Origin of the sequence: Chryseobacterium sp. (genome assembly GCF_022712095.1) — a bacterium.
In the GTDB taxonomy this organism is placed as follows: Bacteria; Bacteroidota; Bacteroidia; order Flavobacteriales; family Weeksellaceae; genus Chryseobacterium.
In genome coordinates, this window is sequence record NZ_JALAHD010000162.1 from 1 (window position 1) to 12,463 (window position 12,463).

Annotated in this window: 12 protein-coding genes; 9 read left to right on the top strand and 3 right to left on the bottom strand. The window is 34.4% G+C overall.

The genetic code is table 11. From position 1 onward, the window contains the following. Positions 1-17: 17 nt before the first annotated feature. The 5 genes from Q0A18_RS08145 (at position 18) to Q0A18_RS16510 (ending at position 3,825) form a co-directional block, all read left to right on the top strand. Positions 18-383, top strand: coding sequence for a BlaI/MecI/CopY family transcriptional regulator (locus Q0A18_RS08145; protein WP_292009662.1), 366 nt, complete (start codon positions 18-20; stop codon positions 381-383). Position 384: 1 nt separating this feature from the next. Then, on the top strand, positions 385-2,208 hold the full coding sequence (locus Q0A18_RS08150) for a M56 family metallopeptidase (protein ID WP_292009654.1): 1,824 nt from the start codon (positions 385-387) through the stop codon (positions 2,206-2,208). A 53-nt stretch (positions 2,209-2,261) separates the two neighbouring features. Then, positions 2,262-3,164 (top strand): GLPGLI family protein, encoded by a 903-nt coding sequence (locus Q0A18_RS08155; protein ID WP_292009655.1) that lies wholly within the window; start codon positions 2,262-2,264, stop codon positions 3,162-3,164. Positions 3,165-3,269: 105 nt separating this feature from the next. After that, the gene (locus Q0A18_RS16505) at positions 3,270-3,626 is read left to right on the top strand and encodes a maltose acetyltransferase domain-containing protein (RefSeq protein WP_363315969.1); all 357 of its coding nucleotides are present in this window, start codon (positions 3,270-3,272) and stop codon (positions 3,624-3,626) included. Positions 3,627-3,630: 4 nt separating this feature from the next. Beyond that, entirely contained in the window at positions 3,631-3,825 is a 195-nt protein-coding gene (locus Q0A18_RS16510) for a DapH/DapD/GlmU-related protein (RefSeq protein WP_363315970.1), read from the top strand. A gap of 142 nt (positions 3,826-3,967) precedes the next feature. On the opposite strand, the gene fsa is transcribed toward Q0A18_RS16510, so the two are convergent. Further along, on the bottom strand, positions 3,968-4,621 hold the full coding sequence (fsa, locus tag Q0A18_RS08165; RefSeq protein WP_292009656.1) for a fructose-6-phosphate aldolase: 654 nt from the start codon (positions 4,619-4,621) through the stop codon (positions 3,968-3,970). Between the two features lie 105 nt (positions 4,622-4,726). Between fsa and Q0A18_RS08170 the strand changes: the two genes are divergently transcribed. The 4 genes from Q0A18_RS08170 (at position 4,727) to Q0A18_RS08185 (ending at position 8,623) form a co-directional block, all read left to right on the top strand. Then, positions 4,727-5,215, top strand: a complete 489-nt coding sequence (locus Q0A18_RS08170) for a YdeI/OmpD-associated family protein (protein WP_292009657.1) — start codon at positions 4,727-4,729, stop codon at positions 5,213-5,215. Positions 5,216-5,227: 12 nt separating this feature from the next. Next, positions 5,228-5,923, top strand: coding sequence for a dipeptidase PepE (pepE, locus tag Q0A18_RS08175; protein WP_292009658.1), 696 nt, complete (start codon positions 5,228-5,230; stop codon positions 5,921-5,923). A gap of 165 nt (positions 5,924-6,088) precedes the next feature. After that, on the top strand, positions 6,089-7,462 hold the full coding sequence (dacB, locus tag Q0A18_RS08180) for a D-alanyl-D-alanine carboxypeptidase/D-alanyl-D-alanine-endopeptidase (RefSeq protein WP_292009659.1): 1,374 nt from the start codon (positions 6,089-6,091) through the stop codon (positions 7,460-7,462). 6 nt (positions 7,463-7,468) lie between these two features. After that, positions 7,469-8,623 (top strand): HAMP domain-containing sensor histidine kinase, encoded by a 1,155-nt coding sequence (locus Q0A18_RS08185; RefSeq protein ID WP_292009660.1) that lies wholly within the window; start codon positions 7,469-7,471, stop codon positions 8,621-8,623. Positions 8,624-8,862: 239 nt separating this feature from the next. Here the strand turns inward: Q0A18_RS08185 and Q0A18_RS08190 are convergent, their stop codons facing one another. Together Q0A18_RS08190 and Q0A18_RS08195 are read right to left on the bottom strand one after the other, a co-directional pair. After that, positions 8,863-10,719, bottom strand: a complete 1,857-nt coding sequence (locus tag Q0A18_RS08190) for a peptidase M61 (RefSeq protein WP_292009661.1) — start codon at positions 10,717-10,719, stop codon at positions 8,863-8,865. Between the two features lie 98 nt (positions 10,720-10,817). Further along, complete coding sequence (locus Q0A18_RS08195; RefSeq protein WP_292009663.1) at positions 10,818-12,449, bottom strand: M1 family metallopeptidase; 1,632 nt, start codon at positions 12,447-12,449, stop codon at positions 10,818-10,820. Between the last annotated feature and the right edge of the window lie 14 nt (positions 12,450-12,463).

Below are 12,463 nucleotides of genomic sequence, written 5' to 3' on the forward strand. Positions count from 1 at the left end.
TACTTAAAAGGAAGGTTATGAAGATTCAGACTTTAACTAAGGCAGAAGAACAGGTAATGCAGTATTTATGGAAAATTGAAAAAGGATTTCTCAAAGATGTTCTTGATCTTTTTCCCGAACCCAAGCCACATACTAATACGGTTTCTACTATATTGAAAGTATTAAAGGATAAAGAATTTGTAGACTATAATGTATATGGCAGACAGCATGAATATTTTCCTTTGGTTTCCAAGGAGCAATATTCTGGGAAGACTATGAAAAATCTTGTGAAGAATTATTTCAAAGGTTCTTATAAAAGTGCAGTCTCATTTTTAGTAGAAAAAAATGAAATGTCTGTTGAGGATCTGGAAATGTTACTAAACGAACTCAAAAATAAAGATTGATATGGAAGCCTTACTTTTTTACTTCGGAAAGGTAGTGATCTGTTCATGTGTAATGTTTTTATACTATCAGTTGTCTTTAAAAGATAAGACGTTTCATCACTATAACAGATTTTACTTGTTATCAGCGATGTTGATATCATTACTGTTGCCTCTTATCAGAATCGATTATTTTACGGTTGAAGTTAATAGTAATGTATATCAATTGATTAATCAGATACAAAATTTTAATTCAGTAAAAAGTACTAATTATGATTACATTTATTTTAGAATTATTTTTTCAGCTCTGGGGTTGGTTTCTTTCTATTTTGTAGGGAGGTTCTTTTATGGAATTATTAAAATCCAGCAATTGAAGAAACAATTTCAGAAAGAAAGTTTTGATGGAATTAATTTCTATCATACCAATTTATCCGAAGCTCCGTTTTCCTATTTTAAAAACCTGTTCTGGAAGAATACAATTGTTCTGAATTCAGAGGTAGGAAGACAGATTTTGAAGCATGAAATGGTACATATTGAACAGAAGCATTCTTTCGATAAACTTTTCATTGAAGTAATAACTGCCGTTTTCTGGTTCAATCCATTTTTTCATATCATTAAAAAAGAAATTAATTTAATTCACGAATATCTGGCTGATAAAAAAGCCATTAAACAATCGGACACCAAAGCATTTGCGCAGATGCTTCTTGCAGGTCACTTTTCCGGAACACAGTTACCTGCTACCAGTCCGTTTCTAAGTTCAAATTTAAAAAAACGATTAAAAATGTTACAGAAACCTAAAACCAAATTCGGGTATGCGCGAAGGATTTTTGCATTACCGGTTTTATTTACACTGGCTTTTGCTTATATGGTGGATGCCAAGAATAAAGAAATTGAAAAAACTAATATAGCTATCGAAGAAGCTGTTTCTGAGGTGCAAAGAGATACGTTAATCACTCAGAGTGTTCAGGAAGAGCGCCGTACAGAGCCAAAGATGTATAAAAGATCTGAAGGTGAGAAAAAAATTGCAGAACTAAGTGAAAAAATACAAGAGAAAAGTTCGGCTCTTCAGAATATGCAGCCTGATAGTAAAGAATTTAAAAAACATGTAGATGCCATTAATGAACTTTCAGGAAAAATTAATAAAATAGCCAATTCTGATGAATTTCAAAGATCGGCAACCCGTATTGTAGTACCTTTTAAGGGAAATACTATGTCCATGAAATTTGATGATATGGATATTAAAAAAATGACTGAATATTTCAATTCTGATGAATGGAATGATAATGTGGAGAGACTTAAAGATCTGAAAGTAGAAGTGCCTGAAATGAATTTTGATTTTTCGGATGTTCAGGCTCCTGATATAAAAGTTTCTATTAATGACACAAAATGGAATCCGGATATGGAAATGAAAGCTTCTGAGAAAGCAAAAAAAATGGCTGAGATTGCTAAGAAGAAGGCAGAATTAGAAAAAAAGAGAGCTAAATTAAATGAAAAAAGGGCTAAGCTCGACGGGGAAAGAGCCAAACTTGAAGCTGAAAGAATGACAATAGAAGGAAACAGAAACAGGGTGTATTTTTACAGTAATTCTTTTCGAAATAACCCCGATGATTTAAACTTAAAAATTAGTGGTGATAATATAAAAATTCAGAATAAAGGCCAGACAATAATAACTTCAGGGATAAACAATGTAAGTGCAATAGGAGATATGAAAATATATATTGACGGAAAAGAGTCCACAAGAGAAGAAATGGAAGCCTTGAAGCCTGAAACCATTAAAAAAATGCAGGTTAATAAGAAAACGAATGCAGGCAAAGCAACAGGGGAAATAAGAATCGAAACTAAGAAATAAAGTTCTAATAAGCTTTGTCAATACTGGCAGAGCTTATTTATTAATATAATAATATGAAGAATATTTTTTTACTTTTTGTATTGATCAATACATGGGGAATCGCTCAGACTAATCGCTTTTTCTATGAATATAAGTTTATTCCCGATTCTACGAATAAAGCTGAAGTTAAGAAAGAAATAATGCTCCTTGATATTGATAAAAATGGATCTAATTATTACAGCTATGACAAGTTTGTTGCTGATTCCACTGCAAAAGCAGATATTGAAAGGCAACTGAAATCCGGTTCCGGAAATATCAATATCAATAAAAGAGAAAAACCCGGAGCTGTAACATTTAGAGTGACTAAAAATTATCCTGATTTTACCACGTATCTTTTCAGGAATATAGGAACAGACAGGTATAAAATAAAAGAGGATGTAAAACCTGAATGGAAAATAGAACCAGAGAAAGCAAAAATAGGAGAATATAATACCCAAAAGGCGATAACCAGTTTTGGGGGAAGACAGTGGATAGCGTGGTTTACAACGGATGTTCCTTTTCAGGATGGGCCATATAAATTTTATGGGCTTCCAGGGCTTATTATAAAGATAGAAGATAAAACAGGTTCTCATTCCATGACTTTGATAGGGAATAAAAAAATTCAGACTCCTATAGAAAGTGAACTCAATTTACCGGGAAATCTCAATGCTTTTGCAATGGGAGGAAAGGAAGTAGAAATTACGAAAGATCAGTTTAAAAAAGCATGGAAAGCATATGCTAACGATCCGTCTAAAAATATGAGAGAAATGATGATGAGAAATGGAGGGGATGGGAATATGAAAACGGTTGTAAAATTAAAAACGTCTGATGGAAAAGAGCTGTCAGATCCCAATCAGATTTACAGGGAAATAGAAAAAAAAACCAAAGAAAACCTTAAAAAAGATAACAACCAGATAGAACCTGATTTATTCAGATAAATAGAGTTGTAAATTGTTTTATATAGTGAGCGGAAAGATAATAGATGTCTTTCTGCTTTTTTATGTTAAATTCATATCTTGTAGAAAAATTTAGAAAATAACAATATGACCGAAAAAGAGAAATGTGCTCAGGGATTCCTATACAATGCTAATTATGATGCAGAGCTCATTAATGAAAGGATAGCATGTAAAGATCTCTGTCTTGAATACAACCAGCTTAAAAATTCTGATATGGAAAAACGAAATGAATCCATAAAGAAAATTATTGGAAAGACTAAGGAGAATATCTGCATAGAGCCTTCTTTCTGGTGTGATTACGGATATAATATAGAAATAGGAGAGAATTTTTATGCTAATCATAATCTTATTATCCTGGATTGTGCATCTGTGAAGTTTGGAGATAATGTATTTATTGGTCCTAATTGTTGCGGGGCATCCTTTAGATGTAAAGCAAAGAAATGAAGGCTTGGAATACGCTCATCCGATAACTGTAGGAGATAATGTCTGGCTGGGTGGAAATGTAGTTGTTCTGCCCGGAGTTACTATCGGAAGTAATTCGGTGATAGGTGCGGGAAGTATTGTTACCAAAGATATCCCTTCCAATGTTGTTGCAGTAGGAAATCCATGTAAGGTGGTAAAAAATCTTGAAGAAAATAAGTAGATGACAATTCTAACTGATAATAATACCGCTCTCTTAAGTTGAATAAAAGATCTGCATTTTTAATATGTGGATTTTTTATAGTGTGCTAAAAAATGGCTGCTTCTAATTAAAGGGCAGCCATTATATTATCAAAACAGTTTTTTTAAGCTAATTTCTTAGAATCTGCAATAAACTGAGCCAATCCACTGTCAGTTAAAGGATGTTTCAATAAACTCAAAATTGGAGGAAGTGGAGAAGTAATTACATCAGCCCCGATTTTTGCACAGTCAATGATATGCATAGAATGACGGATAGAAGCTGCAAGAATTTCAGTTTCATACATATAATTATCGAAGATCAAACGGATTTCCTGTATAAGGCCTAATCCATCAGTGGAAATATCATCCAGTCTTCCAAGGAAAGGAGAAACATAAGTAGCTCCAGCTTTTGCAGCTAAAAGTGCCTGTCCTGCAGAAAAGATTAAGGTACAGTTGGTTTTGATTCCTTTATCGGAAAAATATTTTAATGCTTTTACTCCGTCCTTGATCATTGGAATTTTTACCACGATATTAGGGTGGATTGCTGCCAGTTCCTCACCTTCTTTGATCATTTCTTCATATGTTGTAGAAAGTACTTCAGCAGAGATATCTCCATCTACAATCTCACAAATTGCTTTGTAGTGGTTTTTAATAGCTTCAGCTCCCTGTATGCCTTCTTTAGCCATTAATGAAGGGTTAGTAGTTACTCCGTCAAGGATACCAAGATCTTTAGCTTCTTTGATCTGATCTAAATTAGCGGTGTCAATAAAAAATTTCATTTGTTAAATAGATTTATTCCTACAAAGATAATGATTCCTTTGTGAGATGAAAATTGAATGAAAAGAATTTCATATTTCTAAACTTAAGCCTAAATTTGTTTACCAATGGAAATACATTATTTTACCGCAAAACTGGAGATTATCGGAATCAATCCTTTTGTCTTTGTTCCTGAAAAAACTTTAGATATGATTTTTAAAGCTTCAGGAAAGAATAAAGGGGCGATTCAGGTGAAAGGAACAGTAAATGGGGTAGAGTATACACAGAATTTAGTAAGATATGCCGGAGAGTGGAGGCTATATGTTAATCTGACGATGCTTAAAAACTCACCTAAAAGAATTGGAGAACTCATAGAAATTACTATTGAATATGATGTGTCGGACAGAAGTATCCCACTTCATCCCCAATTAGAAGCAGCTATTAAAGGAGATCCGGAAGCATATGGAAACTTTGAGGGACTAACTCCGTCACGAAAAAAAGAAGTGATCCGCTATATCAATAATCTTAAGACAGGAGAAAGCGTTCAAAGGAATATCCTCAAAATAATGGCTTATCTGAAAGGGGAAACAGACTTTTTTGGTAACAGAATACAATAAATAATTAAAAAAATGAATATTATACTGGCATCGACTTCCACATTATTCGGAGGTGAATATCTGGAATATCTGAGAGAAGAATTAGTGAAATTGTATGCAGGGATTGATGAGATCATTTTCATTCCGTTTGCCAGACCCGGCGGGATTTCACATGATGAATACACTCAGAAAGCACGATCCTTTTTTCAAACTCTTAATATTAAGGTGAAAGGCCTTCATGAATTTGAAAATAAAGCTGCAGCAGTTGATCAGGCCAAAGCTTATTTTACAGGAGGAGGAAATACGTTTTTGCTGGTAAAAACGTTACATGAAGAAAATCTGATGAATGTTGTAAAGAAAAATGTGGAAAACGGTAAGCCTTATCTCGGATGTAGTGCGGGAAGTAATATAGGAGGACAAAATATGAAAACCACAAACGATATGCCGATTGTTTATCCTCCAAGTTTTGACTGTATGGGACTAGTCCCGTTTAATATTAATCCACATTATCTTGATCCCAATCCTGAATTGAAACATAACGGGGAAACTAGGGAAACAAGAATTAAAGAATTTCTAACTCAGAATGATATAAAAGTAGTGGGACTTCGTGAAGGAAACTGGATTAGAAGAACAGGAAATAATATTACGGTAGAAGGAAGTGAATCAACACGTATTTTTGAAAAAGGAAAAGAACCTTACGAGATAGAAACCGGAAGTCTTATTTCATAATTATTTTAACCAAAATCCTAATTTATTATATTTGAATTATAAATTGATTTTTAAGTAACCTGCTCCCATATATTATGAAATTTGGAATGGAGCATGATATAGTGAAGAATCTTCTCTGAACAGAGATCTGATCATTATAGGATCATAGTTTAAAACAACAACACAATGAAAAAAGCAATTGCTGTTCTTACCTTATCATCACAATTTATTTTTGCTCAAAATGTAGCCGCTAAACTGGAAACAGCTACCAAGAGCTTAATGAATTCATCTACGGCTGTAGCCTCTAATTTATCTTTCTATGTAACAGATGAAAGCGGAACCCTGATCTATGAATACCAGGGAAATAAAGGACTGTCAACAGCTTCCACGCAAAAAATATTTACGGCAGCAGCTGCTTTGGAAACTCTGGGAAAAGATTATACCTATACCACTAGTTCGGGATATTCCGGAAATATTTCCGACGGAACTTTAAATGGAAATCTTTTTATCAGTTCTAATGGAGATCCTACACTGGGAAGCTGGCGTTATGAATCTTATAAACCGGAAAGTTTTAAGCAGAAATTATTAGATGCGGTAAAAAAATCGGGAATAAAGAAAATTTCAGGAGATCTGATCATTGATGATACTTATTTTGATTTTCAGACGATTCCCGGAGGTTGGCCATGGGATGATTTGGGAAATTATTACGGTGCCGGTGTCTGGAGTGTTAACTGGAGGGAAAATCAATTTGATATTAACATTAATGGAAAAGATTTTAAAAATTTCTCGTATCCTTTGGAAGGAGTACAATGGGTAAATGAATTAAAAACAGGCGGAAGCTCCGATCAAAGTCTGATTTTTACAGCCCCACATTCCGATGTAGCTCTGATTAATGGAACTTTACCTGCTGGTAAAACAGTTACTGTTTCCGGAGCGACCCCAAATCCACCCTTACAATTAGGTGTTGAGGTGAAACAATGGCTGAAAGGAGCCGGAATAGATTTTTCAGGAAATGTTATCACTAACTCTCAATTACAGATTGAAGGGAAGAAACCTTTAGAATATCCGAAAAATAATGTTATACTTACGTACAACTCTCCAACATTGGATAAAATAGTATACTGGTTTTTGAGAAAAAGTGTGAATCTTTACGGAGAGACGTTAATTAAAACATTAGGTAAAGAGAAAAAAGGAAATTCAAGCTTTAAGAGCGGAGTGGCTTACCTTAAAGAGTTCTGGAAGTCTAAGGGAATAAATGGGAATATGATCAATTTTGCCGACGGAAGCGGATTGTCTCCACAGAATTATGTTTCTGCAAAAGCTGAAGTTCAAGCTTTATTATATGCAAAGAAGCAGCCGTGGTTTAATTCTTATTATGAAGGGTTTCCCATACAGGATAATGGTATGAAAATGAAAAGCGGGACGATGAGGGATACCAAATCTTATGCAGGTTATCATACCTCAAAAGATGGTAAGAAATATGTGTTTTCAATTATAATCAATAATTATCAGGGAAGCGGAAGTTCTGAACTTCAAAAGATCCTGAATGTGTTAAAATAAATTACATTGAGAAAATCCATTCTTTCCAGACTTAATAACTGGATTATATTTACCCTTATGACTTTAGTAGTGGTGACGATTGTTGTAGCCTCCACTTTGTTAATAAATTATCTGAGAAAAGAAGAGATTAAAAGAGTAGATATTCTCGCAAGTGCCTTAAAATTTCAGCAGGAAGTAAATACACCCAGCCTGGAGGTTCAGGAACTTATTCTACAGATATACAGCTCAAATACAACAATTCCTGTAATTGTTCTGGATAAAGATCACAGACCTATTGCTCATAGAAATGTTCCCGGAGAAATAGAAAATAATGCAGCACAGATTGCTGAGCTGGCTAAAGCAATGTCAAGAAATTACCCTGCAATAGAACTCAAGTTTCCGAATGGAAATAATCAGTTTGTGTACTATGATAATTCAGAGCTTCTTAATAAACTGCGGTATTCACCTTATATTTTAGGTTTTTTCATTCTTTCCTACTTCTTGTTTTCATTTTGGTTTCTCAGGACCATCAAAAAAACAGATGAAGGATATCTTTGGGCTGGATTAGCTAAAGAAACGGCCCATCAGATCGGAACACCTTTATCATCAATGATCGGATGGATGGAGATTATGAAACTTGAAAATCCTGATTCAGAAGGAGTTCGTGAGATCGAAAAAGACATAGAAAGATTAAGGACTATTTCTGAGAGATTTTCAAAAATAGGCTCTGTTCCGGAATTGAATGACATGAATTTTAATGAGACGATGCAGGAAAATTATGATTATCTCAAAACCAGAATTTCTAAGAGAGTCAACTTTGAACTGGAGCTGCCTTCTTATGATATTTTAGTACCTCATAACAGGATTCTCATCAGCTGGGTGACTGAAAACCTCGTGAAAAATGCGGTAGATGCTATGAAAGGAGAAGGAATATTGATGATCTCTGTTTTTGAAAAGAATAAAAATATAGTAGTAGAAGTGAAAGATACAGGAAGCGGTATGACTAAACAACAAGCCCGAAATGCTTTTAAACCTGGATATTCTACTAAAAAAAGGGGTTGGGGATTAGGTTTGTCTCTTGCTAAAAGAGTAGTGAAGGAATACCATAACGGTGACATTAAAATTGCCCAGACAGAAGTGGGTAAAGGAACCACGTTTAGAATAACAATTAAAAAAAGCTAGAATATAAAGATCAGTTTAGAACTAATTGTTAATTGCTTATTTTTTTAACGTAAAGATTTTAAATGTATATTTTACATTTTCAAGATGCTTCATCACTGATTAAGAATCGTCATTCCGAGCGAAGCAAAGGAATTCTTGATAAATAAAAGCTATTCAAAATAAAATTTTTATAGTACAACATAAAAAAGATCCACATATTTAAAATGTGAATCTTCTTATTTATAGAATCTTAAACTTTTTTATTTCTTTCCCGTAAGCCATTGATCCTGTAATTTTTGTTCCGCTGGACTAGGATTAGCTTTAAACTGAAGCGTTTCCATAGTCAGATTATCAAGAACAGCTTTTCCTTTCAGGTCAATTTTATCTGTCTTATCTCCGTTCTTTCTCAGAACCGTTAAAGTCACATTCTGGCCATCTTTGATTGTTTTAGCATAATCTATGAAAGACTGTACATTCTTGATATCAATACCTTTTCCATCCAGAGCAACAATTTCATCAGTAATTTTGAAGCCTACACTTTTGGAGAATGGTGACAGAGCCGAGCTTTCATCAAACACAAAAGAATTATTTTTCTCGTTATATCCTGTCTGGTTAGGATCTTTAATAAACCAGAAAATGGGAGGAGTTTCCTGTTTTATAACTTCCACACCTACTTGTTTCAGGTATTCAGCGTAAGGAGTTGGCTGGCTTCCCGCTATATATTGATTATAAAAATCTTTTATCTGAGAATAACCTGTAACAGTTACTAACTCATCAATTAATTTATCATCCTTAAAAGGTTTATTTTCTCCAAATCGTTGAGACAGCTTTCTGATCATATCACGATATCCTATTTCCCCGTTGGATAGCTTTCTTAGCTCAATATCCATACACATCGCAAGAAGAGCTCCCTTTTCATACACATTCCTGTACTGATCTTTATATTCATCAAGAAGAACATTTTTACTCATTACCGTAAATGGCATGGTATCATCATAATTCTTAGAATTGGTGATCTTTTCATTAATGCGTTTCAGAAAATCATTTTTATCGATCAGTCCTTCCTGGATTTGGAACAGGTTAGCAAAATATTCCGTTCCTCCTTCATACATCCACAAATGTTGTGACATCTTAGGATTGGCATAATCAAAATAATGGATTTCTTCAGAATGGGTCTTCAGGGGATTAACCGTATGGAAGAACTCATGGGACACCACATCTACCAAAGTATTGTCAATATCTTCTTTGGACATGAACTCAGGCAAGACCACGCTTGTAGATTCATGATGTTCAAGTGCTCCGAATCCTTTGATCATAGGACCTTCCTGACTGGATAAATAAAGCATGATGGCGTACTTTTTATTCGTATTCATATCTCCCAGAAATTTCTTTTGGGCAATTACCATTTTCTCCAGATTATCTTTAAAATCGGCTGCCTTATATTTTCCTGTCGGAGAATAAACTCCCAATACCAATTCCATTCCTCCTGCATTGAAAGTAATGTAGTCAGGTTTGGTATACATCAGAGGAGAGTCGGTTAATTTTGCATAATTGGCAAGCGTATATGTATCGGTAGCGTCTGACTGATCCTGATCTACTAAAGCTGTTGTTCCGTAAAAATCATTAGGCTTCTGAATTACCAGCTGATAAGGAACATCCTGCATATTATCAATATATCCAATGAATCCATGAGTATTGATAAGATATACCTTTCCTTCTTCGATATCGGTTCCTGACGGAGAAAACACTGCTTTATGTTTGCTGCTGTCCATTTCCTCATCGAAACTGTCATTTACGAAATAAGTTACTTTAGATAAAGTCTGTGCATTTTTAAGAGAATAAGTATTATTATCTACTTTTGTATAGGCTAATTCCTTTCCTTTATTATCAAAAAACTGGATGCCTTCTATAAATCTTCCATAGTCATCTACAGAGTATGTTCCGGGAACAGTTTTAGGAAAATGAAACTTTACCGTGCTGGATTTCATTTTTGGGAACTCCATACTTACGGCTACTTTATCATCTTTTATATTAACAAGATCAATATTAGTTTTGATGGATTGGGCATTTACCAATACCTGAGCCAGAATTCCTAAGGTAAGTGCTGTTTTTTTCATGTACGTTGATATTTATATGAATAGTTCCTTTAAAAGTATTTTAGTTACAAAAATGAATATTAAACTTTTCTTAAAGTTGAATAAAAAAACTTAAAGAACTATTGCACTTCTTTATATTCGATATAATAATTTTTATTGAACTGTACCGGATTTGAGTTTTTCATTTTCACTGTCTGCCATTTTTCTGTAGGTGAAATAGTTTGCTCTTCGTTAATGATGATAGGTAGTTTAAGATTAGGTACCACATTTGTGTATCTGAATTTCAGTTCCTGACCATTCTGAATATATTCCAAGGTAGGAACCTTTGTTGTTCTGAGATATTGATCAAATACCGTAGAAAAATCAATTCCTGATTTTGAAATAATATATTTTTCTACCTGTTCTCCGGTTACAGTCTGATGATAGAAATCTTTATTTAGACCTCTTAATATCTGACGGAATTTTTCATCATCATTGATCACCTGTCTTATGGTGTGGAGCATACTTGCTCCTTTGGGATACATGTCTCCGCTTCCTTCGTTTCTTACACCGTACTTTCCGATAATCGGGACATCATTCTGTATTTTCTGTCTGAGTCCCCAGGCATATTTATCAGCTGAAGCTTTGTCCATATATTTTTCCGTGAAAAGAACCTCCGAATACATGGTAAATGCTTCATGAACCCACATATCCGCCTGATCTTTTGCCGTGATATTATTCGCAAACCATTCATGCCCGCTTTCGTGAACAATGATATAATCCCAGTTAAGGCCTACACCGGTGCCTGAAAAATCAGTTCCTTTGTATCCGTTCATATAATCATTTCCGTAAGCTACACTGCTTTGATGTTCCATCCCTAAATAAGGAGATTCTACAAGTTTATAAGAATCCTGATAAAAAGGGTAAGGCCCGAACCAGTATTCAAAAGCGGAAAGCATTGGTTTTACCTGCTGAAATTGCTTTTTGGCCTTATCTAAATTATATTCTATGACCCAGTAATCCAGATCCAGTTTTCCATTCTCTCCATGGAATGTATCTTTAAAATTTACATATTTTCCTACATTCGGAATAATGGAATAGGCGTTGATCGGGCTTTTAACTTCCCAGGTGAAAATATTTTTATTGTTTTCTGTTTTCTTATTAATTAACCTTCCGTTTCCTACACCTACCAGATCTTTAGGAGTAATGATTTTCATTACCATTCCGTTATCCGGTTCATCACTCCAAATATCTTTCGTAGGGAGCCATACTGAAGCTCCGATTCCTTCATCGGCTACACTCATCCAAGGATTTCCTTTCTCATCTGTCGTGAAAACCCATCCGCCGTCCCAAGGCGGTCTTTGAGCAATAACGGGATTTCCGGAATACGTAACATTGATTGAGAATTTCTCTCCCTTTTTGAATTTTCTTTTAGTATGAATAAAAATGAAATCACCATCCTGTTTATATTCAGCGATAGGGAAATTAGCATCCACCTTATCCGCTTTCATAGGCTGTTGTAAATCGATCTGGAAAACAGGGTTTACTACATCTTTAATGATCTCAAAGCTTATTTTATTATTTCCTGTTATACTTTTCTGTTCAAAGTTGGGCTCAACCGACAGTTCATATTTTTTGACATCCCAAAAATCCCTGAATTCTGTGTTGGAACCTTTCAATGTATCCTGTCTGGTGAAATTTTCCGGTTTTTCAAAAAACTGCCCGAAGGCTAAACCCGATGCTAATAGAATAGTATATGTGAATTTTTTCATTGATATAATTATAA